This window comes from Pseudomonas sp. LY-1, assembly GCF_053502595.1.
Genome location: NZ_CP094353.1, coordinates 5188803 through 5212152, shown reverse-complemented (window position 1 = coordinate 5212152; position 23350 = coordinate 5188803). Strand labels below are relative to the sequence as shown.

Annotated in this window: 18 protein-coding genes and 1 pseudogene; 12 read left to right on the top strand and 7 right to left on the bottom strand. The window is 61.5% G+C overall.

Annotation, left to right across the window (positions count from 1 at the left end; all coding sequences use genetic code 11):
- Nucleotides 1–4: 4 nt before the first annotated feature.
- A complete protein-coding gene (gene rloA, locus MOQ67_RS23820) occupies nt 5–553 on the bottom strand; it encodes a retropepsin-like aspartic peptidase RloA (protein ID WP_026140213.1) in 549 nt (182 codons plus the stop codon).
- A gap of 272 nt (nt 554–825) precedes the next feature.
- Here rloA and MOQ67_RS23815 point away from each other — a divergent pair, with 272 nt between their 5' ends.
- The 8 genes and pseudogenes from MOQ67_RS23815 to MOQ67_RS23780 all read left to right on the top strand — a co-directional run bounded on the left by MOQ67_RS23815 (nt 826) and on the right by MOQ67_RS23780 (nt 10931).
- Nucleotides 826–1548 (top strand): GntR family transcriptional regulator, encoded by a 723-nt coding sequence (locus MOQ67_RS23815; RefSeq protein ID WP_046382415.1) that lies wholly within the window; start codon nt 826–828, stop codon nt 1546–1548.
- Nucleotides 1545–2438 (top strand): methylisocitrate lyase, encoded by an 894-nt coding sequence (prpB, locus tag MOQ67_RS23810; RefSeq protein WP_017848474.1) that lies wholly within the window; start codon nt 1545–1547, stop codon nt 2436–2438. The genes MOQ67_RS23815 and prpB overlap by 4 nt, the downstream gene beginning before the upstream one ends.
- A 41-nt stretch (nt 2439–2479) precedes the next feature.
- Nucleotides 2480–3607 (top strand): bifunctional 2-methylcitrate synthase/citrate synthase, encoded by a 1128-nt coding sequence (gene prpC / locus MOQ67_RS23805; protein WP_017848473.1) that lies wholly within the window; start codon nt 2480–2482, stop codon nt 3605–3607.
- A gap of 129 nt (nt 3608–3736) precedes the next feature.
- Nucleotides 3737–6331, top strand: a complete 2595-nt coding sequence (gene acnD, locus MOQ67_RS23800) for a Fe/S-dependent 2-methylisocitrate dehydratase AcnD (RefSeq protein ID WP_046382417.1) — start codon at nt 3737–3739, stop codon at nt 6329–6331.
- Between the two features lie 11 nt (nt 6332–6342).
- Entirely contained in the window at nt 6343–7533 is a 1191-nt protein-coding gene (gene prpF / locus MOQ67_RS23795) for a 2-methylaconitate cis-trans isomerase PrpF (protein ID WP_017848471.1), read from the top strand.
- Between the two features lie 257 nt (nt 7534–7790).
- Nucleotides 7791–7973, top strand: a pseudogene (locus MOQ67_RS23790) (PrpF domain-containing protein); the annotation flags it as partial.
- A gap of 199 nt (nt 7974–8172) precedes the next feature.
- On the top strand, nt 8173–9657 hold the full coding sequence (gene prpD / locus MOQ67_RS23785) for a 2-methylcitrate dehydratase (RefSeq protein WP_198717633.1): 1485 nt from the start codon (nt 8173–8175) through the stop codon (nt 9655–9657).
- Between the two features lie 188 nt (nt 9658–9845).
- Nucleotides 9846–10931, top strand: a complete 1086-nt coding sequence (locus MOQ67_RS23780) for a DUF4200 domain-containing protein (RefSeq protein WP_198717632.1) — start codon at nt 9846–9848, stop codon at nt 10929–10931.
- Between the two features lie 73 nt (nt 10932–11004).
- Here MOQ67_RS23780 and MOQ67_RS23775 read toward each other — a convergent pair whose 3' ends face one another.
- The 5 genes from MOQ67_RS23775 to MOQ67_RS23755 are packed head-to-tail and all read right to left on the bottom strand — an operon-like array spanning nt 11005 to nt 16483.
- Nucleotides 11005–11733, bottom strand: coding sequence for an alanyl-tRNA editing protein (locus MOQ67_RS23775; protein WP_017845198.1), 729 nt, complete (start codon nt 11731–11733; stop codon nt 11005–11007).
- A 2-nt stretch (nt 11734–11735) separates the two neighbouring features.
- On the bottom strand, nt 11736–12728 hold the full coding sequence (locus MOQ67_RS23770; protein WP_017845199.1) for a serine O-acetyltransferase: 993 nt from the start codon (nt 12726–12728) through the stop codon (nt 11736–11738).
- Between the two features lie 37 nt (nt 12729–12765).
- Nucleotides 12766–13680, bottom strand: coding sequence for a PLP-dependent cysteine synthase family protein (locus MOQ67_RS23765; protein ID WP_017845200.1), 915 nt, complete (start codon nt 13678–13680; stop codon nt 12766–12768).
- A 23-nt stretch (nt 13681–13703) separates the two neighbouring features.
- Nucleotides 13704–15566: a molybdopterin-synthase adenylyltransferase MoeB gene (gene moeB, locus MOQ67_RS23760; RefSeq protein WP_198717631.1), complete on the bottom strand. Its 1863-nt coding sequence runs from the start codon at nt 15564–15566 to the stop codon at nt 13704–13706.
- Between the two features lie 23 nt (nt 15567–15589).
- A complete protein-coding gene (locus MOQ67_RS23755) occupies nt 15590–16483 on the bottom strand; it encodes a DMT family transporter (protein ID WP_162231523.1) in 894 nt (297 codons plus the stop codon).
- Nucleotides 16484–16643: 160 nt separating this feature from the next.
- Here MOQ67_RS23755 and MOQ67_RS23750 point away from each other — a divergent pair, with 160 nt between their 5' ends.
- A complete protein-coding gene (locus tag MOQ67_RS23750) occupies nt 16644–18068 on the top strand; it encodes an aminotransferase-like domain-containing protein (protein ID WP_026139808.1) in 1425 nt (474 codons plus the stop codon).
- 110 nt (nt 18069–18178) lie between these two features.
- On the opposite strand, the gene ppsR is transcribed toward MOQ67_RS23750, so the two are convergent.
- Nucleotides 18179–18997, bottom strand: a complete 819-nt coding sequence (ppsR, locus tag MOQ67_RS23745) for a posphoenolpyruvate synthetase regulatory kinase/phosphorylase PpsR (protein WP_017845204.1) — start codon at nt 18995–18997, stop codon at nt 18179–18181.
- Between the two features lie 178 nt (nt 18998–19175).
- On the opposite strand from ppsR, the gene ppsA reads away from it, so the two are divergent.
- The 3 genes from ppsA to rraA all read left to right on the top strand — a co-directional run bounded on the left by ppsA (nt 19176) and on the right by rraA (nt 23326).
- Nucleotides 19176–21551, top strand: coding sequence for a phosphoenolpyruvate synthase (gene ppsA / locus MOQ67_RS23740; protein WP_026139809.1), 2376 nt, complete (start codon nt 19176–19178; stop codon nt 21549–21551).
- A gap of 105 nt (nt 21552–21656) precedes the next feature.
- On the top strand, nt 21657–22646 hold the full coding sequence (locus MOQ67_RS23735; RefSeq protein WP_141123233.1) for an alpha/beta fold hydrolase: 990 nt from the start codon (nt 21657–21659) through the stop codon (nt 22644–22646).
- Between the two features lie 188 nt (nt 22647–22834).
- Complete coding sequence (gene rraA / locus MOQ67_RS23730) at nt 22835–23326, top strand: ribonuclease E activity regulator RraA (protein WP_017845207.1); 492 nt, start codon at nt 22835–22837, stop codon at nt 23324–23326.
- Nucleotides 23327–23350 lie beyond the last annotated feature (24 nt).

The window sequence follows — 23350 nt, the reverse complement described above, 5'->3', positions numbered from 1 at the left end:
CGGTTTACTCGGCGGTATGAGCGTCGGCGGCGCAGGCAGGTTTGCCCGCTGCGTATTTAAGACTGGGGTCGACCAGCGCATCAAAGCGTTTCAGCGCTTCGGAGCCGATCAGCAGCGGGTATTGGAAAGCGCTGCGGTCAGTCAAGTTCACTTCGATGCTGCGTAAAGCGCTGCCCATGCAGATATCCAGGGCAATCACCGGACGGGCGGTGTAGTTCTTGTCCTCATCGGGGTCGTAGTCACCGGCGCGGCGCTTGATCTTGCTGACGCGGGCCAGTGGGCGTTCGATGGGGTGGGAATGGGCGGTGTCGATGGCCAGGTAGAAGCGTACCCAGGATTCGCCGTTGCGCTTGAAGCGTTTGATATCGCGGGCGCTCAACGAGGCGGTCTTGGCGCCGGTGTCGAGTTTGGCCGCCACTTCCAGGTCGATATCCGCCAGCTTGGCGTATTCGTTGAGGCCATACACGGTCTTCTCGGCGGCAGCGCATAGCCCCGGCATAAGTCCTGGTATGAACAGTAGGCAAAACAATCGGGGGAAGGGCTTGAGTCTCATAAATCCTGAGGCGGTGCAGTGCGATGTTCAATTCAAGGCGACTGGCATTGCTGCGCAAGCTCCCTCGTGCGCCGTTTCATCAAGAGATGTCAGGCAAAAGCGGCGTCTATTCTAACATGATGCTTTTTTGGCGCCAGCGCTGGCAGGCGGCCATGTCCTTGTTGCTTACAACGGCGGTTATTAGACGATTGTCGACAATGTTGATTTATTCTTTGACTAAGTAGGGCTTATTGGCTAGTTTTTGCGGCATTGCTTTTAAAGGTGTCGACAATATGCTGGATCAATCGGAAGCTCCGGTGGTCTCCCCGGAAGAATCCCAGACAATGTCGGAGAATGTCTTTAGGCGTATACAGGCCGCTATCGTCAAAGGCGAGATCGCCCCCGGCAGCAAGATCTCCGAGCCGGAACTGGCGCGCACCTACGGCATCAGCCGCGGCCCGTTGCGTGAGGCGATCCACCGTCTCGAAGGCCAGCGCCTGCTGGTGCGCGTGCCCCATGTGGGCGCTCGCGTGGTGTCGTTGAGCCACGCGGAACTGATCGAACTCTATGAAATCCGCGAATCCCTCGAAGGCATGGCGTGCCGCCTGGCCGCCGAGCGCATGACCGATGCGGAGATCGAAGAACTGCGCCAGGTGCTGCACACCCACGAACGGGATGCGGCGTTCCAGGCGGGTGTCGGCTATTACCAGCAGGAAGGCGACTTCGACTTTCATTACCGGATCATCCAGGGCGCGGGCAACCGCACCTTGACCCAAATGCTCTGCGGCGAGCTGTACCAGTTGGTGCGTATGTACCGCATCCAGTTCTCCGCGACCCCCAATCGTCCACGCCAGGCCTTTGCCGAGCATCACCGTATTCTTGACGCGATCGCCGATCGCGACGGTGAACTGGCCGAGTTGTTGATGCGTCGTCACATCGGCGCCTCCAAACGCAATATCGCCCGCCACTTCCCAGGCGGTGCTCCCCAGACAGCCACTCAGCGAGGTGAGTCATGAGCTCCAATAACAACCGCACTCCAGGCCAGCGTTTCCGTGACGCGGTCGCCAGCGAACACCCATTGCAGGTGGTCGGCACGATCAATGCCAACCACGCACTGCTGGCCAAGCGCGCCGGTTTCAAGGCGATCTACCTGTCGGGTGGCGGGGTGGCCGCGGGCTCCCTCGGCGTGCCGGACCTGGGCATCACCGGCCTTGATGACGTGCTGACCGACGTGCGCCGCATCACCGACGTGTGCGACCTGCCGCTGCTGGTGGACGTGGACACCGGTTTCGGCTCCTCGGCGTTCAACGTGGCACGCACCGTCAAGTCGATGATCAAGTTCGGCGCCGCTGCCATCCATATCGAAGACCAGGTCGGCGCCAAGCGCTGCGGTCATCGCCCGAACAAAGAAATCGTGTCCCAGCAGGAAATGGTCGACCGCATCAAGGCCGCCGTGGATGCGCGCACCGATGACAGCTTCGTGATCATGGCGCGTACCGATGCGCTGGCCGTCGAAGGCCTGGAATCCGCCCTGGATCGCGCCGCTGCCTGCATCGAGGCCGGCGCCGACATGGTGTTCCCGGAAGCCATCACCGAGCTGGACATGTACAAGCTGTTCGCGTCAAAGGTAAAGGCGCCGATCCTGGCTAACATTACCGAGTTCGGTGCAACCCCGTTGTACACCGTCGATCAACTGAAATCTGCCGATGTTTCCATCGTGCTGTACCCGCTCTCGGCCTTCCGCGCCATGAACAAGGCCGCCGAAAACGTCTACACCGCGATCCGTCGCGACGGCACCCAACAGAACGTGATCGACACCATGCAAACCCGCATGGAGCTTTACGATCGCATCGACTACCACACCTTCGAGCAGAAGCTCGACGCGCTGTTCGCCGCCAAGAAGTAACGAACGCGCCTCCCGGATAACTACAAAATTGGAGAGTAACCATGGCTGAAGCAAAAGTACTGAGCGGCGCTGGCCTGCGTGGCCAGGTGGCCGGGCAGACCGCACTGTCCACCGTGGGCCAGGCCGGTGCCGGCCTGACCTATCGCGGCTACGACGTGCGCGAACTGGCCGCTGATGCGCAGTTCGAAGAAGTCGCCTACCTGCTGCTGTACGGCGAATTGCCGACCAAGACCGAACTGGCTGCCTACAGCGCCAAGCTGAGCAAGCTGCGTGACCTGCCCCAGGCGCTCAAGGAAGTGCTCGAGCGCATCCCGGCCGACGCCCACCCGATGGACGTGATGCGTACCGGTTGCTCGTTCCTCGGCAATCTCGAGCCGGAGCAGGACTTCAGCGTACAGCGCGATGTCACCGACCGTCTGCTCGCTGCCTTCCCGGCGATCATGTGCTACTGGTACCGCTTCAGCCATGACGGCAAACGCATCGACTGTGTGACCGACGAACCTTCCATCGGCGGTCACTTCCTGCACCTGCTGCACGGCAAGACGCCGAGCGAGTTGCACGTCAAAGTGATGAACGTGTCGCTGATCCTGTACGCCGAGCACGAATTCAACGCGTCGACCTTTACCGCGCGTGTCTGCGCGTCGACCCTGTCTGACTTGTATTCGTGCATCACCGCCGCCATCGGCTCGCTGCGCGGCCCGTTGCACGGCGGCGCCAACGAAGCGGCGATGGAAATGATCGAGCGCTTCTTGTCGGCCGAGGACGCCGTCGACGGCACCCTCGCCATGCTGGCGCGCAAGGACAAGATCATGGGCTTCGGTCACGCGATCTACAAAGACAGCGACCCGCGTAATGAAGTGATCAAGGGCTGGTCGAAACTGCTCGCCGAAGAAGTGGACGACAAAGTGTTGTTCCCGGTCTCCGAAGCCATCGACAAGGTCATGTGGGAGCAGAAGAAGTTGTTCCCCAACGCCGACTTCTACCATGCCTCGGCGTACCACTTCATGGGCATCCCGACCAAGCTGTTCACCCCGATCTTCGTGTGCTCGCGCCTCACCGGCTGGGCCGCGCATGTGTTCGAACAGCGCGCCAACAACCGCATCATCCGTCCAAGCGCTGAGTACATCGGCGTCGAACAGCGCAAGTTCGTGCCAATCGAACGTCGCTGAAGGCCGACGATTCCAGGATTGAAATGAGGTCAAAAGGTGGGAGGGGGCAAGCCCCCTCCCACATTTGAATCGCATTTCAAATCTGGATCAGTGGGTTCCTTTTGTAATCACCGTGACCGAGTCCTGACGATGAACACTGAATTTCGCAAATCGCTCCCCGGCAGCCGCCTCGATTACTTCGACGCCCGCGCGGCTGTCGATGCAATCACCCCCGGCGCCTACGCCACCTTGCCTTACACCTCCCGCGTACTCGCGGAAAACCTGGTGCGTCGTTGCGACCCGGCCACCCTCAACGCTTCCCTGAGCCAACTGATTGAGCGCAAGCGCGACCTCGACTTCCCTTGGTTCCCGGCGCGGGTGGTGTGTCATGACATCCTCGGCCAGACCGCCCTGGTCGACCTCGCCGGCCTGCGCGATGCCATCGCCCTGCAAGGCGGCGACCCGGCCCAGGTCAACCCGGTGGTGCCGACCCAACTGATCGTCGACCACTCCCTGGCCGTCGAAGCCGGTGGTTTCGACCCGGACGCGTTCGAGAAAAACCGCGCTATCGAAGACCGCCGCAACGAAGACCGCTTCCACTTTATCGAGTGGACCAAAAAAGCCTTCAAGAACGTCGACGTGATCCCGCCGGGCAACGGCATCATGCACCAGATCAACCTGGAGAAAATGTCTCCGGTGATCCAGGTGCGTGACGGCGTGGCGTTCCCCGACACCTGCGTCGGCACCGACAGCCACACCCCGCACGTGGATGCCCTCGGCGTGATCGCCATCGGCGTCGGCGGCCTCGAAGCCGAGAGCGTGATGCTCGGCCGCGCTTCGTGGATGCGCCTGCCGGAAAGCGTCGGCGTGGAGCTGACGGGCAAGCTGCAACCCGGCATCACCGCCACCGACATGGTGCTGGCGCTGACCGAGTTCCTGCGTCAACAGAAAGTGGTGGGCGCATGGCTCGAGTTCTTCGGTGAAGGTGCATCGGCACTGACCCTGGGCGATCGCGCGACCATCTCCAACATGGCCCCGGAATACGGCGCCACCGCGGCGATGTTCTACATCGACCCGCAGACCATTGCCTACCTGAAACTCACCGGCCGTGAAGACGCACAAGTCGCTCTGGTCGAGCAATACGCACGCCAGACCGGCCTATGGGCCGACGACCTCAAGGGCGCGAAATACGAGCGCGGCCTGACCTTCGACCTGTCCAGCGTCGTGCGCAACATGGCCGGCCCGAGCAACCCGCACGCCCGTGTCGCCACCAGCGACCTCGCCGCCAAAGGCATCTCCGGCCAGTGGGAAGAAGTACCGGGGCAAATGCCCGACGGTGCGGTCATCATTGCCGCGATCACCAGCTGCACCAACACCAGCAACCCGCGCAACGTGATCGCCGCCGGCCTCCTGGCGCGCAACGCCAACAAGCTGGGGCTGAGCCGCAAGCCGTGGGTCAAGTCGTCCCTGGCGCCCGGTTCGAAAACCGTGGCCATGTACCTCGAAGAAGCCGGCCTTGGGCACGAACTGGAAAAACTCGGTTTCGGCGTGGTGGCCTTCGCCTGCACCACCTGCAACGGCATGTCCGGTGCGCTCGACCCGGTGATCCAGCAAGAGATCATTGACCGCGACTTGTACGCCACCGCCGTGTTGTCGGGTAACCGCAACTTCGACGGGCGTATCCACCCGTATGCCAAGCAAGCGTTCCTGGCTTCGCCGCCGCTGGTGGTGGCCTATGCGATTGCCGGCACCATCCGTTTCGACATCGAGAAGGACGTACTGGGCCTCGACGCCAACGGCAAGGAAATCCGCCTGAAAGACATCTGGCCGAGCGACGAAGAAATCGACGCGGTGGTCAAGGCGTCGGTCAAGCCGGAGCAGTTCCGCAAAGTGTATATCCCGATGTTCGCGATCCACGAAGACACCGGCCCGAAAGTCGCGCCGCTGTATGAGTGGCGCCCGCAAAGCACCTATATCCGCCGTCCGCCGTACTGGGAAGGCGCGCTGGCCGGTGCGCGGCCGCTCAAGGGCATGCGCCCGCTGGCAGTGCTGCCGGACAACATCACCACCGACCACCTGTCGCCGTCCAACGCGATCATGCTCGACAGCGCCGCCGGCGAATACCTGGCGAAAATGGGCCTGCCGGAAGTCGACTTCAACTCCTACGCGACCCACCGCGGCGACCACCTGACCGCGCAACGCGCCACCTTCGCCAACCCGAAACTGTTCAACGAAATGGTCGTCGAAAACGGCAAGGTCAAGCAGGGTTCCCTGGCGCGCATCGAGCCGGAAGGCAAGGTCACACGCATGTGGGAAGCCATCGAAACCTACATGGAACGCAAGCAGCCGCTGATCATCATCGCCGGCGCCGACTACGGTCAGGGTTCGTCCCGCGACTGGGCGGCCAAGGGCGTGCGCCTGGCGGGTGTGGAAGCGATTGCCGCCGAAGGGTTCGAACGCATTCACCGCACCAACCTGGTGGGCATGGGCGTGTTGCCGCTGGAGTTCCTGCCGGGCACCGACCGTCATACGTTGAAGATCGACGGCAGCGAAACCTATGACGTGGTCGGCGAACGCACCCCGCGCGCGCAGTTGACCCTGGTGATCAACCGCAAGAATGGCGAACGTGTCGAAGTGCCGGTGACCTGCCGCCTGGACACCGCCGAAGAAGTGTCGATCTACGAGGCGGGCGGCGTGTTGCAACGTTTTGCCCAGGACTTCCTGGAATCGGCGGCGACCGCCTGAAGAGGATAACCATGTCACACGTACCGCAAATCAAGATCCCCGCCACCTACATGCGTGGCGGCACCAGCAAGGGTGTGTTTTTCAGCGTCCAGGACCTGCCCGAGTCGGCGCAGGTCCCGGGGGCCGCACGCGATGCCCTGCTGTTGCGGGTGATCGGCAGCCCCGATCCCTACGACAAGCAGATCGACGGCATGGGCGGCGCCACGTCGAGCACCAGCAAAACCGTGATCCTGGCCAAGAGCAGCCGCGCCGAGCATGACGTGGACTACCTGTTCGGCCAGGTCGCCATCGACAAACCGTTCGTCGACTGGAGCGGCAACTGCGGCAACCTGTCGGCGGCGGTGGGTTCCTTCGCCATCAGCGCGGGCCTGGTCGACCCGGCCCGCGTGCCCCGCAACGGCGTGGCCGTGGTGCGGATCTGGCAGGCCAATATCGGCAAGACCATCATCGCCCACGTACCGATCACCGACGGCGCGGTGCAGGAAACCGGCGACTTCGAACTGGACGGCGTGACCTTCCCGGCCGCCGAAGTGCAGTTGGAGTTCCTGGACCCGGCCGCTGAAGAAGAGGGCGGCGGCGGTTCGATGTTCCCCACCGGCAACCTGATCGATGACCTGGAGGTGCCGGGCGTCGGCACCTTCAAGGCCACGCTGATCAACGCGGGTATCCCGACAATCTTCATCAACGCGCAAGACCTGGGTTATACCGGTACCGAGCTGCAAGGCGCAATCAACGGCGACCCGAAAGCCCTGGCGATGTTCGAGACGGTGCGGGCCTATGGCGCGTTGCGCATGGGCCTGATCAAGCATCTGGACGAAGCCGCCCAGCGTCAGCACACGCCGAAGGTGGCCTTCGTGGCGCCGCCTGCGGACTACGTGGCTTCCAGCGGCAAGGCGATCAAGGCCGGCGATATCGACCTGCTGGTGCGTGCCTTGTCCATGGGCAAGTTGCACCACGCGATGATGGGCACCGCAGCGGTGGCGATCGGCACGGCTGCGGCGATTTCCGGGACCTTGGTCAACCTCGCGGCGGGCGGCGTAGAACGCAACGCGGTGCGCTTCGGGCATCCGTCCGGCACCTTGCGGGTCGGCGCTGAAGCCACCCAGGTCAACGGCGAATGGGTGGTGAAGAAGGCCATCATGAGCCGTAGTGCGCGGGTGTTGATGGAAGGCTTTGTACGCGTCCCAGGCGACGCGTTCTAAGGCTCGATACACATCCAATGTGGGAGGGGGCTTGCCCCCGATAGCGGTGTACCAGTCGACACATTCATTGACTGACCCGCCGTCATCGGGGGCAAGCCCCCTCCCACAAGGGATCTCTATTCCAAGGCAGGCATCGAAGATCTGCTTCCAGTAACCGTGAGCCAGAGGACTGACCCCCCACCCACTTTGGAGAACAACCATGAGCGCCAACGTCGACCAGAACACCCGCCCCGACTACGACCAGGTTTTGCAGGACATCGCTGACGGCGGGCGGCGTGGAACGCAACGCGGTGCGCTTCGGGCATCCGTCCGGCACCTTGCGGGTCGGCGCTGAAGCCACCCAGGTCAACGGCGAATGGGTGGTGAAGAAGGCCATCATGAGCCGTAGCGCGCGGGTGTTGATGGAAGGCTTCGTGCGCGTCCCAGGCGACGCCTTCTAAAACCCAACACCAATCCCCTGTGGGAGGGGGCTTGCCCCCGATAGCGGTGTACCAGTCGACACATTCATTGACTGACCCGCCGTCATCGGGGGCAAGCCCCCTCCCACAAGGGATCTCTATTCCAAGGCAGGCATCGAAGATCTGCTTCCAGTAACCGTGAGCCCGAGGACTGACCCCCCACCCACTTTGGAGAACAGCCATGAGCGCCAACGTCGACCAGAACACCCGCCCCGACTACGACCAGGTTTTGCAGGACATCGCTGACTACGTCCTCAACTACCGGATCGACTCCCCAGCCGCGCTGGACACTGCGCGCAACTGCCTGATGGACACCCTCGGTTGCGGCCTGCTGGCGCTGCGGTTCCCGGAATGCACCAAGCACCTGGGGCCGCTGGTCGAGGGTACGGTGGTGCCGTTCGGCGCGCGGGTGCCGGGCACGTCGTTCCGGCTCGACCCGGTCAAGGCCGCCTGGGACATTGGCTGCATCGTGCGCTGGCTCGACTACAACGACACTTGGCTCGCCGCCGAATGGGGCCACCCCTCGGATAACCTCGGCGGCATCCTCGCCGTGGCCGATCACCTCTCGCAACGACGCGTGGCCAATGGCGACGCGCCGCTGACCGTGCGCGCAGTGCTGGAGGCGATGATCATGGCCCACGAGATCCAGGGTGTGATTGCCCTGGAAAACTCCTTCAACCGTGTCGGTCTCGATCATGTGCTGCTGGTGAAAGTCGCCTCGACGGCGGTCACCGCCAAGCTGATGGGCGCCAACCGCGAGCAACTGCTGTCGGCGCTGTCCCACGCCTTTGTCGACGGTCAGGCATTGCGCACCTATCGGCACGCACCGAATGCCGGTTCGCGCAAATCCTGGGCGGCGGGCGATGCCTCCAGTCGCGGTGTGCGGCTGGCAGACATCGCGCTGCGCGGCGAGATAGGTATTCCCGGCGTGTTGAGCGCGCCGCAATGGGGCTTCTACGACGTGCTGTTCAGCCACACCAACAAGGACCTGGCGCTCAAGCCCGAAGACAAGCGCACCTTCAGCCTGTCCCAACCCTACGGCACCTATGTGATGGAAAACGTGCTGTTCAAGATCAGCTTTCCCGCCGAGTTCCACGCGCAAACCGCCTGCGAAGCTGCGGTGACCTTGCACCCGCAGGTTGTCGATCGCCTGCACGACATCGAACGCATCGTGATCACCACCCATGAGTCGGCGATTCGGATCATTTCCAAGGTCGGCCCATTGGCCAATGCGGCCGACCGCGATCACTGCCTGCAATACATGACCGCCGTGCCGCTGGCCTTCGGCACGCTGGTGGCCGAGCAGTACGAAGATGAGTTCCACGCTGCGCACCCGATCATCGACGAGCTGCGCGAAAAGATGGTGATCGTCGAAGAGCCCCGCTACAGCCGCGAATACCTGGAGGCGGACAAACGTTCCATCGCCAACGCGGTGCAGGTGTTCTTCAACGATGGCACCCACACCGAGCAGGTCGCGGTGGAGTACCCGATTGGGCATCGTCGGCGCCGGGTGGACGGTATTCCGTTGCTGGAAGACAAGTTCAAGGCCAACCTGGCGACGCGCTTTACGGCCCAGCGCAGTGCCGAGATTTTTGCGTTGTGCAAGGATCAGGCGCGGCTTGAAGCCACGCCGGTGAATCGCTTTGTGGATTTATGGGTGATATGACCGCGCCGTGGTTGCGCACGCTCGCGAAGGGCAGGTTTTGACACAGACATACTTTGCGATTGATGCGTCCTACATCTTCGGAACCGTTTTCAGATAGAAGCCAATCAGGTGTCAGATGCCCTGCAGGCGCGGGTCATCTGGCAAGCGATGCTTGTGGATCAAACACCTGAATCTGAAAAGGCCCTTTTATGAATAGCGTAAACAATCGCCCGCCAATGCCCAACACCGTCGGCTATGACATGTCGCCGAACGCCAGGCTCCGTCGCGCCGACGAGAGCCTCAGAGTACCTGACAGTCCTCTGGCCAAGGCGTCGTCTGCGGCAAAAAACGCGGTACCCGCTCATCTGGAACACCTCTCTGGCCAGAACAAACAGTTGGCCGAAAAATATGATCAGATGGTCGCCAAGTTAACGCCGCAAATCATGAAGCTTCAGGAGCAAGTGAACCAGCTTGCGCAGCACCCCAAGGTGAAGGCAGCGTCTGGAAAAGAGGCGGCACCGTCGAACCCCAGTACTCGTGGTGATCCTGCGGCGAAGCAGAACGGCACGTCGCCTGAAGCGCGCGGCCGTATGGACAATACACAAGGGGCCGGGCGGGATGCTCCTCCCTCCCTTGAGCGCTTGACTGCCGAAAATAAGCAACTGGGCGATAGGCTCAATAAGTTGGAGTCCGGTTTCAATTCGGTCGTTAAAGGGCTTCAAGACCAGATCGGTGATTTGAGTAAGAGGTTGGGCGCGGATACTCCCCAGACCCGGATGCCTCCCGCAGCGCAGGGGCAGGGGCAGGCCAATCAGGGAGCTTCTTCCGGTCAGGGCAAGCAAGGCGCGGCGCAGGGTCAGGGGCAGGCCAATCAGGGTGCTTCTTCCGGTCAAGGCAAGCAAGGCGCAGCGCAGGGTCAGGGTCAGGCCAATCAGGGTGCTTCTTCCGGCCAGGGCAAGCAAGGCGCAGCGCAGGGACAGGGTCAGGGTCAGGCCAATCAAGGTGCTTCTTCGGGTCAAGGCAAGCAAGGTGCGGCGCAGGGTCAGGGTCAGGCCAATCAGGGGGCTTCTTCGGGCCAAGGCAAGCAAGGCGCGGCGCAGTCCAACGAAAGCAACCCGTCGGCCCGGTCCGATGAATCAAACCAGGCGCCTCGTACCCTCGAGGATCTCGCACGCGACAATGAGCAACTTCGCTCGCGCATCGACCAGATGATGGCTGAATTTTCCAAGGTGATTTCCGAGCTGCAGAAGCAAATCGAGCAGTTGAATAACCAGATCAAAGCGCTGAAGGGTTAAGTTCAGCGATAGAAAAACGGGTCAATGTGGGGCGGTAAGCCCGCACCTGCATCGACCCCGTTCTGCTGAACATTCATTCAAAGCGCAAAATAACCCGACGGTTATGCTTGCTCTTCTTCTCGATCTTCTCGCAAAACACCCGGCCGATTTCTTCGGTGTTGATCACATGGGTGCCGCCGCATGGCTGGATATCGATTCCGGCAATTTCAATTACGCGCACCGAGCCCTGGATCACGGGCGGAGCTACTGCTTGGGTGCGGGTGATCTGTAGCAGGGTTGCGTACTCCGAGGCGGGCATCGACAGGGTTTTCACCTGATGAGCCTGTTCGATCAGCGCGTTGATATCGCGGGTGATGCTGTCTTTGTCCAGGGTCATTTCCGGCAGGTCGAAATCCAGTCGCCCTTTGTCGGCGCTGATGCTACAGCCGGTGACCGGGGCGTCGATGAGTGAACACAGCAGGTGCAGGCAGGTGTGCATTTTCATGTGCTGGTAGCGCCGCTCCCAATCGAGGCTGGCATCCACCTGGACCCCGGCGCTCAACTGCTCGGGACAGTGTTCCACCTGGTGCCAGATGATCGAGCGCTGCACCGGGTCGCGCACCGTGCCGAGGATGTCCACGCGCGTGCCGTCGTCCAGAGTGAAGTGGCCGGTGTCGCCGGGTTGCCCGCCGCCGGTAGGGTAGAACAGCGTGTGCTCCAGGGCGATGCCGTGTTCGCTGACGGCAATCACCCGGGCGCTGAAGGCGTTCTGGTAGGGCGCGCTGTCAAACAGCGCCAGGGTTTCCATGGTGTGCACAGACATGTTCAACCTCCGACAATCAATGGGCTGGCTTGCAGCAGGTGACGCACCATTGCGCTCAAGCCAGGGGGGGAGAGCAGGGTGATTTCAAATTCCGGCCCGCAGACTTTCAGGTTCAGCGGCAGACGTGGCAGACGGTCGCCCATTTCGATGTGGCGCAGGCGAAATTGCAGGTGATGGCGTTCTTTCACCGTGGGTTCGAGCATCAGCCCCTGCAACGGGTGAAAGTCGGCGTCCAGCACCGTGACCTTGTGGCTGGCATTGATCTCGCCGACCACGTGCAGGCGCTCATCGAGAGCGAAGGCGCCGAGGTAGCTGCTGTGCTCCGATTCGTCGTTCTTTTGCAATTGGATCTGGTTGACCACCTTGACCTTGGTCCCCGCCGGTACGTCCTGGGTGATCACGCACGCTGGGCTGATGAACACGTTGTCGCCGATCTGCACGTAGCCCAGCACGCGGGCGCCGGAGCCGATTTCGACGTTGTTGCCCAGGCGCGGGTGGCGCTTGCCGTCGGGGTTGTTGGCGATGCCGCGAGCGCCGAGGGTCACGCCGCAGAGGATGTAGCAGTCGTTGCCGATCTCGCAGGTTTCACCGATCACCGTGCCGTAGCCATGGTCGAGCACAAAGCGCCGACCGATGCGTGCTGCCGGGTGAATCTCCGCGCCGGAGAGGATCTTGCCCTGGTTGCTGAGCTTGAGGGCAATGCGCGAAAACATCCCGTTGGTCTGGTCGGGAAAATGCCACACCCGGTGCGCCAGCCGGTAGAACAGCACCGCCTTGAACGAGGCATAGGATTCCAGGATCAACTCGCCGCGCCCGCGCGACGCCGGGTCGCGGTAGGCGTAGGCAATCAGGTCCTCGGCCACCGCCTGGGCGGCGCTCTGGACCAACGGCGCCAAGTGCGGCTCCAGCTGCTTCATCTGCGTGGGCGTCAGGGTCTTGATGAGGTGGGTAAGCAATTCATCGTGCAGATGTTGCATGTCGATAAAGCCGCCCATGGAGGCACCCCCGCATTCTGGATGGTTGGATAACCGGTTATTCGAAACTGGGCAGGTAGCTGTCGGCATTGTCGTAGACCATGGTCAACACCACCGTTTCGGGCGGTAACTCCGGGGCGAGCTTGGCGATGGCCACCATATTGGCGGCCGAGGACAGGCCCAGGCTGATGGCATCGGTACGCATGATGCGTTTCATCATGTCGAGGCATTCCACGCGCGACACCTTGAGCATGCCGTCCAGCACGTCCAGGTTGAGGATGCTCGGGATCAAGCCGATCGACAGGCCCTGGATATGGTGGGGTGCGTGCTGGTTTTTCAGCAGGTCGCATTCCTCCGGTTCCACGCCCATCACGCGCAGGGCCGGCCAGGCGGCCTTGAGGGTTTCGCCGATGCCGGTGATATGGCCGCCGGTGCCGATGCCGCTGACGAAGTAGTCCACGCGCTGCTCACCGAAGGCGCTGAGGATCTCCGGCGCGGTGGTGTCGCGGTGCGTCTGCGGGTTGGCGCCGTTGCGTTGCTGGTTGAGCATCACGTAGCTGGGGTTTTCCAACTGCAACTCCATGCATTTCTCGCCATGGGAATTGTTGCCGAGGCGGCTGTCCGACAGCACCACCTTGGCGCCATACAGGCGCAGCAGTTTCTGCTTTTCGGGGCTGTAGTTATCCGGGATCACCAGCACCACTTTGTAGCCGAGCACGTTGCCAGCCATCACCAGGCCAATGCCGGTGTTGCCGCCGCTGGGTTCGATAATGGTTTGCCCGGAGTCGCGCATCAGCACGCCGCGACGCTCGGCGTCGAGGATCATGCCCAAGGCGATGCGCGCCTTGTGGCTGCCGCCGGGGTTGAGCGATTCCAGTTTGGCGTAGACCTCGATGCCGAGGTCTTCGGAAAACTGCGCCAGGCGCACGATCGGTGTGTGGCCGATGGCGTCGAGAATTGAGTTATGCAGCATCAGGTCGTTACCCAGGGCCGTGATCAGTACAAAGGCATATCGGGTTCGACGTCGCGAACCCAATGTTTCATGCCGCCTTGCAGAACTTTGGTGTTGGCGAAGCCGGCCGCCAGCAGGGTGCTGGCCGCTTGCTCGGCGCGGGTTCCGGCGTAGCAGATCAGGTAGTGGGTGTTGTCTCGGCTGAGGCTGTCGAGCTGACCGTCCAGTTCGGCGAGGGGGATATGCACCACGCCCGGCAACTTGCAGACCTCCAGTTCGCTGGCGTCGCGCACGTCCAACAGTACGTCGGCGCTGCTGTGGCGTTCGAGCAGTTGTTTGAGTACCCGCGGCTTGATGTAGCGCTCTTCGGCCAGGCTGGGCTTGCTCGGTACGGCGTCGGCGCAGACTGTCGGCGCGGGGGGGGCGCTGTGGCGCAGTTCCGAACAGCATGGGCAGTCGGCGCGGCGCTTGAAGCGGATCTCGCTGAATTTCATCGCCAGCGCATCGAAGCGCATCAAGCGGCCGGACAAGGGTTCGCCGATGCCGATCAGCAACTTGATCGCCTCGGTCGCCTGGATCATCCCGACTACCCCCGGCAGCACGCCGATCACTCCGCCGGCGCTGCAATTGGGCGCCAGTTCCGCTGGTGGTGCCTTGGGGAACAGGCAGCGGTAGCAGGGCCCGCCTTTGTAATTGAGCACGCTGATCTGCCCGTCGAAACGGTAGATGGCGCCGAACACCAGGGGTTTGCCCAACTGCACGCAGGCGTCGTTGACCAGGTAGCGCGTGTCGAAATTGTCGGTGCCGTCGATCACCAAGTCGTAGGCGCCGACCAATTCCAGAGCGTTGTCGGCGGTCAGCGCGGTGTCGTGGGCATTGATCTGGATGTGGCTGTTGAGGTCTTGCAAGCGTTGCTTGGCGGACGCGACCTTGGACATGCCCAGGGTGCTGTTGCCGTGGACGATCTGGCGTTGCAGGTTGCTGCTCTCGACCACATCGAAATCCACCAGCCCCAGGGTGCCGATGCCGGCTGCCGCCAGGTACAGGCTGATGGGCGAGCCCAGGCCGCCGGTGCCGATGATCAGCACCTTGGCTTTTTTCAGGTTCAACTGGCCTTCGCGACCGACGCCGGGCAGGGTGATATGGCGCACGTAACGCTGCACTTCTTCATTGCTCAGGCTGTCGACATCGATGCCGCCGGAGGTGGCGAGCAACACTTCAATCCTGGCCTTTTCCGGTAGCCGGTCGTCCGCCTCGATCAATGCTTCCTCAGCAGTAAACAGGAAGTGTTCCTTGAGCTGGTTGTTGTTCTCGTGGAACAGGTGCATACGCAACTGCGGGTGGCTGTCGCAGAGGTTTTCAATGACTTCGCGCAATGTCGATCCGGTGCCCTCAAGGGTCGATTCCGGCAGCTTGGCCACGCGAACCAGAATGTCGGGGAAAGAGACAGCGTTCATGGACAACTCCGGGTGCAGGTCGTTGAAGGGTTGAAGGGCGAAATGCTTGCCATCCCAGGCAAACAGCTTCGAGCCCAGGGCCTGGCCCTGGCGAACATCCACCACCAGGTAGCTGACGGGGTAGATCGGCTCGCCCATGAACAGCGCCTTGTCCTGGTCTTCGTCGCTGAAATAGGCACCGACATCAGGGTGGGAGTGGTAGATCACCACCACCGGGTTGTCGCTGCGAAGTGCCTTGTTCAGCAGCAGCGTGTCGGCCACGGAAAAGGTGTAGCCATTGGCCGCGCTGCGCGGGTACATCTCGGGGTTCTTGCGGTGCAGATCGTTCTGGATATTGCGGCCCAGGTACACGCTGCCGTCGGCGAAGACGAAGCCACAGCATTCCTCGGGGTAGCTGCGGCTGGCGTGGGCATAGATCTGTTCCAGGGCTTCTGGGCGGAGGACGTCCATGTTTCTCTCGCGTTCAAAGAGGCTCAATTTTTCTTGGCCATGAGTTTTTCGATGGGCAACTTGGTGATCGCAAAACCGGCCAGCAGAATGGCCGAATACAGCATGAGGTCGCGGGAAATCGCCACGCCTTCGTACCAGGCGCCGATGATCACCGCGAACACCGGGAAGATGATGAACACGAACGAGAGGATGATCGGGCTCAGGCGCTTGAGCAGCATGAAATACACGATGAACCCGCCCACCGATGCGACCAGGCCCAGGTAGAACAGGGCGCCCCACGAACGCAGGGTGATGGCTTCGAAAGTCGGTGTTTCAAACCACAGGCCGGCTACGAACAGCATCAGCCCGGCGATCCCGATGGGCAGTGTGTTGTAAGTGATCACGCTGATCGCGCTGCCTTTTTGCTTGGTAATGACGTAGCACAAGGCATGCATGATCGCGGCGCTCAGAATCGCCAGTACCCCGAAGAACTCGGCGTGGTCCAGGTGCAGGCCCTGGCTCCTGATGATCATGTAAAGGCTGCCGAAGCCGATACCGATGCCGACCACCTGGGAAAAGTAGATGCGCTCGCGCAGGAACAGCGCGGAGAAAATCAGGATGAACACCGGCATGCAACTGAACAGCAGCGCGGTGAGGCCGGACGAAACATGCATTTCGCCGTAGTTGAGCAGGTAATAGGGCACGCTGAAGTAGGACAGGGTCACGAACACGAAGAACCAACGGCTTTCCCGGGGGAACAGGATCGGCTCGCGGCGCACCATGGCAAAACACAGGAACAGCGGGAACGCGATCAGGAAGCGCAAGCCGGCGGAGGTCAGCGGCGGCACGCTCTCCACGGCGATTTTGATGCCGAGCCAAGTGGTACCCCAACTCAGGCAAACGATGAGAAACATCACACTGGTCACCAGGCCGGCCAACCACTGTTTTTGAGTTTTGGTTTTTGCAGCGTTTTCGAGAACGGCGGACATTGGCATCGTTTATTGCTTCCCTGAGCCGGAATTGAACTCTATATTGAACTTGTAATGAGTTATTTTTTTCGGCGATTGAACCCGTAAAAGCACACTATTAGGGCTAAAGATGGCTGTCAAAACAAATATTGACATGGTGTCAATTATGCGTGAGGGGTTGTCCAATGGGCAGGGCGTCAAGTACAAGCGCCTGTCCGATGTTATGGAACGGGGCATCCTCGAGGGCTTGATTGAACCGGGACGGAAACTGCCGCCCCATCGGGTACTTTCCGACAATCTGGGGGTGACCATCGGCACCATCAGCCGGGCCTACGGCGAGCTGGAACGCCTGGGGTTGGTGGTGGCACGGGTAGGTGACGGCACGTTCGTGCGCAAGCGTGGGATGGAGCGCCAACGGGATGAAGGTTTCCGCAACTTCAGTGAGGAGCCGCGCCAATACTTCGACATGAGCCGCAACATGCATATTCCGGGGCAGGAGACGGTGTTCCTGGCGCAGAGTTTCCAGACCCTGTCGACCAACGCCAAGTTTCTCCAGGACATCAGTGCCTACACGCCGGACGCCGGCCTGCCGCGTTACCGCGAAGCGGGCGCGCAGTGGCTGGTGCAGCGCGATTTTCATCCCATCCCCGAGCAGGTCATTTGCGTCAACGGCGGCCAGCACGGGTTGCTCTGCGCGATGATGGCGCTGCTGCGCGCCGGCGACACGGTGGTCACCGAGCAACTGACGTATCCAGGGCTGATCACCGCCGCGCGCATGCTCGGTGTGCGCCTGATCGGCCTGGAGATGGATGACGAAGGTGTGCTGCCCGGGGCACTCGATGAAGTCTGTCGCAATCACCGGGTTTCGGCGTTGTACTGCACGCCCACCATCCAGAACCCGACCACTGCAGTGTTATCGGTCGCACGCCGCGAGGCGCTGGTCAAAGTCTGTCGTGAGCACAACCTGCTGATTCTTGAGGATGAAGCCCATGGTGTGCTGGTGGAAGACCGGCCGCCGCCCCTGAGCTATTTCGCGCCCGAGCGTACGATTTTGATCAGCAGCTTGAGCAAGGCCGTGTCGGCGGGGCTGCGTGTCGGCTATGTGCATGCGCCGCCGGCATTGGTCAGCCGTATTTCGGCGGCGCTGCGTTCGACCTGCTGGATGGCCACGCCAGTGACCCTGGAGCTGGCGACCCAGTGGATCGAGAACGGCACGGCGGAATACCTGCTGCGCCAGCAGATCAACGAGATCAGCCGGCGCAAGGCGTTGGTGCAGGGCCTGTTGGCCGGCCTGGAATACCGCACGCACCTCAATAGCCCGCACTTCTGGATTGAAGTCCCGGAGCCTTGGCGAGCGTCGGAAATCGAGGCCGAACTCAAGCAGAATAATTACCTGATCGCCACCGCCGAGGCGTTTGCCGTGGGGCAGACCGCAGTGCCGCAGTTTATCCGGGCGAGTATCTGCAATACGTCGGGAGATGATCAGTTGTTGCGGGCGGGGTTTGATGCGCTGGCCACTGCGTTGGGGCAGGGCGGTGGGCGCTTCCACCTTTAGGCGGGTTCACCGAATTATCGTTCATCGTGAGCAAGCCCGCTCCCACCTTTGGAATGCATTCTCCTGTGGGCGCGGGCTTGCTCGCGATGGCGTCGGTTCAGATAAGCAGATTATTTAAAGCGGCGTTCGACGCCTTTCTCCACCAGAATTTTCGCCGAGATCTCTTCCACCGAGAAATGCGTGGAATTGATGTGCGCAATGTTCTCTCGACGGAACAGGTTTTCCACTTCGCGCACTTCGAATTCGCACTGGGCATAGCTGGAGTAGCGGCTGTTGGGCTTGCGCTCGTTGCGGATGGCCGTCAGGCGGTCCGGGTCTATGGTCAGCCCGAACAGCTTGTGCGAATGCGTGCGCAGGGCGGTCGGCAGCGTCAGGTGTTCCATGTCGTCTTCGGTCAGCGGGTAGTTGGCCGCGCGGATGCCGAATTGCATGGCCATGTACAGACAAGTCGGGGTCTTGCCGCAGCGCGACACGCCCACCAGGATGATGTCGGCCTTGTCGTAGTAGTGGGTGCGGGCTCCGTCGTCGTTGTCGAGGGCGAAGTTCACCGCCTCGATACGCTCCATGTAGTTGGAGTTATGCCCAATGGAATGGGACTTTCCGACGGAATAGGAGGAATGTTCACTCAACTCTTGTTCCAGCGGCGCCAGGAAGCTCGAGAAAATGTCGATCATGAAACCATTGGACGTAGCAAGGATCTCACGAATGTCTTGATTGACGATGGTGTCGAAAATGATCGGACGAAAGCCGTCTTTTTCTGCCGCCAGATTGATTTGTTGTACCATGGCCCGCGCTTTATCCGCGTTGTCGATATACGGCCGCGTGAATTTGGCGAAAGTAACGTTTTCGAACTGCGCGAGCAGGCTTTGGCCCAGTGTTTCGGCTGTGATGCCGGTGCCGTCGGAAATAAAGAAAGCAGATCGTTTCATTTGAGCCCTGGGCCTTAAGCTGATGGCGAATCTTGGATATGATAGGCGCGATTTTGCCGTCCCTCTGTGGGCCGCATTCTCACTTATTTTCCAGGTCCAGGCCACAAGCGCTGGCGAATGCTCCTACTGAGCAGCCGGCGTCCTGAGCTTTTCCAATACAGAAAGTGGAGAGATCACCTTGGTAGAGTACGTAGTTTCCCTCGATAAGCTCGGCGTCCATGATGTGGAGCACGTAGGGGGCAAGAACGCATCCCTCGGCGAGATGATCAGTAATCTTGCAGGCGCTGGCGTCTCGGTGCCAGGTGGTTTTGCCACCACCGCCCAGGCTTACCGTGATTTTCTCGAACTGAGCGGCCTCAACGCCCAGATCCACGCCGCGCTGGACGCTCTGGACGTCGATGACGTCAACGCCCTGGCCAAGACCGGCGCCCAGATCCGTCAGTGGATCATGGAAGCCGAGTTCCCCGAGAAACTCAACGAAGAAATCCGCACGGCGTTCGCCACGCTGTCGGCCGGCAACCCGGACATGGCTGTCGCCGTGCGCTCCTCGGCCACCGCCGAAGACTTGCCCGATGCCTCTTTCGCGGGCCAGCAGGAGACCTTCCTCAACATCCGCGGCGTGGAAAACGTGATCCGCGCAGCCAAGGAAGTGTTCGCTTCGCTGTTCAACGATCGCGCCATTTCCTACCGCGTACACCAAGGTTTCGACCACAAGCTGGTGGCCCTGTCTGCCGGCGTGCAGCGCATGGTGCGTTCGGAAACCGGCACCGCCGGTGTGATGTTCACCCTGGATACCGAATCGGGCTTTCGTGACGTAGTGTTCATCACCGGCGCCTACGGCCTCGGCGAAACCGTCGTACAAGGCGCGGTGAACCCGGACGAATTCTACGTACACAAGGGCACCCTCGCAGCGGGTCGCCCGGCCATCCTGCGCCGTAACCTGGGCAGCAAGGCCATCAAGATGATTTACGGCGACGAGGCCAAGGCCGGTCGCTCGGTGAAAACCGTCGACGTGGATAAGGCCGAGCGCGCGCGCTTCTGCCTGACCGACGCTGAAGTCAGCGAGCTGGCGAAACAGGCGATGATCATCGAGAAGCACTACCAGTGCCCGATGGACATCGAGTGGGCCAAAGACGGCGACGACGGCAAGCTGTACATCGTGCAGGCGCGTCCGGAAACCGTGAAGAGCCGCACTTCGGCCAACGTCATGGAGCGCTACCTGCTCAAGGAAACCGGCACTGTGCTGGTGGAAGGCCGCGCCATCGGTCAGCGCATCGGCGCCGGCAAGGTGCGGATCATCAAGGACGTGTCCGAGATGGACAAGGTCCAGCCCGGTGACGTGCTGGTCTCCGACATGACCGACCCGGACTGGGAACCCGTGATGAAGCGCGCCAGCGCCATCGTCACCAACCGTGGCGGGCGCACCTGCCACGCGGCGATCATCGCCCGTGAACTGGGGATTCCTGCGGTAGTCGGTTGCGGCAACGCCACCCAACTGCTCAAGGATGGCCAGGGTGTGACCGTGTCCTGCGCCGAAGGCGATACCGGCTTCATCTTCGAAGGCGAGCTGGGCTTCGACATCAAGCAAAACTCCATCGATGCGATGCCTGACCTGCCGTTCAAGATCATGATGAACGTCGGCAACCCGGACCGTGCCTTCGACTTCGCGCAACTGCCGAACGCTGGTGTGGGCCTGGCTCGCCTGGAATTCATCATCAACCGCATGATCGGCGTCCACCCCAAGGCCCTGTTGAACTACGACGGCCTGCCGCCGGAAATCAAGGACAGCGTCGACAAGCGCATCGCTGGCTACAACGACCCGGTGGGCTTCTATGTCGAGAAGCTGGTGGAAGGCATCAGCACCCTGGCCGCGGCGTTCTACCCGAAAAAGGTCATCGTGCGTCTGTCGGACTTCAAGTCCAACGAATATGCCAACCTGATCGGCGGCAAGCTTTACGAGCCGGAAGAAGAAAACCCGATGCTGGGCTTCCGTGGCGCCTCGCGTTACATCAGCGAAGCGTTCCGTGATTGCTTCGAGCTCGAGTGCCGCGCCCTCAAGCGCGTGCGCAACGAGATGGGCCTGACCAACGTCGAGATCATGGTGCCGTTCGTCCGTACCCTGGGCGAAGCGAGCCAGGTGGTGGACCTGTTGGCCGAAAACGGCTTGTCCCGTGGTGAAAACGGCCTGCGCGTGATCATGATGTGCGAGCTGCCATCCAACGCCATTCTGGCCGAAGAGTTCCTGGAGTTCTTCGACGGTTTCTCCATCGGCTCCAACGACCTGACCCAGCTGACCCTGGGCCTGGACCGCGACTCGGGGATCATCGCGCACTTGTTCGACGAGCGTAACCCTGCGGTCAAGAAGCTGCTGGCCAACGCCATTCAGGCCTGTAACAAGGCCGGCAAGTACATCGGCATTTGCGGCCAAGGCCCTTCCGATCACCCTGACCTGGCCAAATGGCTGATGGAGCAGGGCATCGAAAGCGTCTCGCTGAACCCCGATTCGGTGCTGGAAACCTGGTTCTTCCTGGCGGAAGGCCAAGCGTCCGCCTAAGGTCGACGCGTCAAAAGTGCCGGTCAATCGTCAGGTTGGCCGGCATTCTTATCTGTACAGGGCGGAACTCCTTCCGGACGCCGCCCTTTTTTGTGCAAGAGCATTATGCAAAGCAGCAGCAACCTGTTTCCCGTCGCCCTGATCAGCGCTGAACGTCGTGGCGACCTGAGTGAAGATGTGTACCGGCTCAAACCCGGCAACAGCCCCGACGGCACCGTCGAGCTGGCCGTGACGCGTCTGGGCCTGGCCGATGTCGCGCAAAACCGCGGCATCCCTGTGATTTTGTTACATGGCAGCTTTTCCAACCGGCGCTTCTGGTACTCGCCCAAAGGTGTCGGCCTGGGCGCCTACCTGGCACGCCAGGGGTTCGATGTGTGGATACCGGAAATGCGCGGCCACGGCCTGTCCAAGCGCAACCAGGACTACACCCGCAATCGGGTCGCGGACTACGCCCGCTACGATTTGCCGGCCATCGGTGCGTTCGTGCGCGAACAGAGCGCGCAGATTCCCCACTGGATCGGGCATTCCCTTGGCGGCACCACCCTGGCGGCGGCCTTGGGTGGCCAGTACCTCGGTGCGCCGGCGGTGGCTTCAGTGGCGCTGTTCGGCAGCCAGGTCAGTCGCACCTACTGGCCGTTGAAAATTCCACCGCTGGAGTGGGGCGCTCGCTTGCTCCTGAAGCGCTTTGGCCAGTTGTCCGGCCCGCGGCTCAAGCGCGGCCCCGAGGACGAGCCGGTGGGCGTGATGATCGAGAGCATGCGCTGGCATGGCCTCTTCGGCCGGTTTGGCGAGGCCGGCCGTGATTGGTGGAAAGGCCTGGCGGAAGTCGACGTGCCGCTGCTGGTCGTCAGTGCCGCCGGCGACCAGCAGGACCCGGACTGGGCCTGCCGCAAGCTGTACGAACAAGTCGGCTCCGCACCGCGGCAATACCTGCGCCTGGGGCGCCAACAAGGTTTTACCGGGGATTTCGGGCATGTGGAGATGTTGGTCAGCAAAGCGGCCCAGGCCGAGGTCTGGCCGCTGGTGGAGCAATGGCTGAAAGATCCGCTGACACCATTGTTGGGTGCTCAGGCTGATGCATTGGTCGTAGTTTGACGCAGCGCTCTGCCAAGGGCGTTTCGCTCGTCTTTGGTTGCGGCTAAGATATGACGCGTTAAATGCTTCTGGTCATATTCAGTCGCGCAGTGGCTATTGCGTAACGGCGAAACGGATGGGATGTTTTGCCGCTGCTTCGGCCGGCGCCTCTTTCGAAAGACACGTCTTTGACAGAAAGGAAATTTTCAATGAACCACTACGTCACTCCCGATCTTTGCGACGCCTACCCGGAACTGGTGCAGGTGGCCGAGCCGATGTTCAGCAACTTCGGCGGCCGCGATTCCTTTGGCGGCGAGATCGTCACCATCAAATGCTTCGAAGATAACTCCCTGGTCAAGGAGCAGGCCGACCAGCCAGGCGCCGGCAAGGTGCTGGTGGTCGACGGTGGTGGCTCCCTGCGTCGCGCGCTGCTGGGCGACATGATCGCCGAGAAAGCCGCGAAAAACGGTTGGGAAGGGCTGGTGATCTACGGTTGCATCCGGGATGTCGACGTCGTCGCCCAGACCGACCTCGGCGTGCAGGCGTTGGCCAGCCACCCGATGAAGACTGACAAGCGCGGCATTGGCGATTTGAACGTGGCAGTGACCTTTGCCGGTGTGACATTCCGTCCGGGTGAATACATCTACGCCGACAATAATGGCGTGATCGTGTCGCCCAGCCCGCTGAAAATGCCCGAATAAACCGCAATAACCGACAGGGGTGAG

Excerpts from the sequence above, each read along its gene's own strand:
- rloA (WP_026140213.1), bottom strand. The coding sequence starts at position 553 with ATGAGACTCAAGCCCTTCCCCCGATTGTTTTGCCTACTGTTCATACCA.
- MOQ67_RS23815 (WP_046382415.1), top strand. The coding sequence starts at position 826 with ATGCTGGATCAATCGGAAGCTCCGGTGGTCTCCCCGGAAGAATCCCAG.
- prpB (WP_017848474.1), top strand. The coding sequence starts at position 1,545 with ATGAGCTCCAATAACAACCGCACTCCAGGCCAGCGTTTCCGTGACGCG.
- prpC (WP_017848473.1), top strand. The coding sequence starts at position 2,480 with ATGGCTGAAGCAAAAGTACTGAGCGGCGCTGGCCTGCGTGGCCAGGTG.
- acnD (WP_046382417.1), top strand. The coding sequence starts at position 3,737 with ATGAACACTGAATTTCGCAAATCGCTCCCCGGCAGCCGCCTCGATTAC.
- prpF (WP_017848471.1), top strand. The coding sequence starts at position 6,343 with ATGTCACACGTACCGCAAATCAAGATCCCCGCCACCTACATGCGTGGC.
- prpD (WP_198717633.1), top strand. The coding sequence starts at position 8,173 with ATGAGCGCCAACGTCGACCAGAACACCCGCCCCGACTACGACCAGGTT.
- MOQ67_RS23780 (WP_198717632.1), top strand. The coding sequence starts at position 9,846 with ATGAATAGCGTAAACAATCGCCCGCCAATGCCCAACACCGTCGGCTAT.
- MOQ67_RS23775 (WP_017845198.1), bottom strand. The coding sequence starts at position 11,733 with ATGTCTGTGCACACCATGGAAACCCTGGCGCTGTTTGACAGCGCGCCC.
- MOQ67_RS23770 (WP_017845199.1), bottom strand. The coding sequence starts at position 12,728 with ATGGGCGGCTTTATCGACATGCAACATCTGCACGATGAATTGCTTACC.
- MOQ67_RS23765 (WP_017845200.1), bottom strand. The coding sequence starts at position 13,680 with ATGCTGCATAACTCAATTCTCGACGCCATCGGCCACACACCGATCGTG.
- moeB (WP_198717631.1), bottom strand. The coding sequence starts at position 15,566 with ATGGACGTCCTCCGCCCAGAAGCCCTGGAACAGATCTATGCCCACGCC.
- MOQ67_RS23750 (WP_026139808.1), top strand. The coding sequence starts at position 16,644 with ATGGCTGTCAAAACAAATATTGACATGGTGTCAATTATGCGTGAGGGG.
- ppsR (WP_017845204.1), bottom strand. The coding sequence starts at position 18,997 with ATGAAACGATCTGCTTTCTTTATTTCCGACGGCACCGGCATCACAGCC.
- MOQ67_RS23735 (WP_141123233.1), top strand. The coding sequence starts at position 21,657 with ATGCAAAGCAGCAGCAACCTGTTTCCCGTCGCCCTGATCAGCGCTGAA.
- rraA (WP_017845207.1), top strand. The coding sequence starts at position 22,835 with ATGAACCACTACGTCACTCCCGATCTTTGCGACGCCTACCCGGAACTG.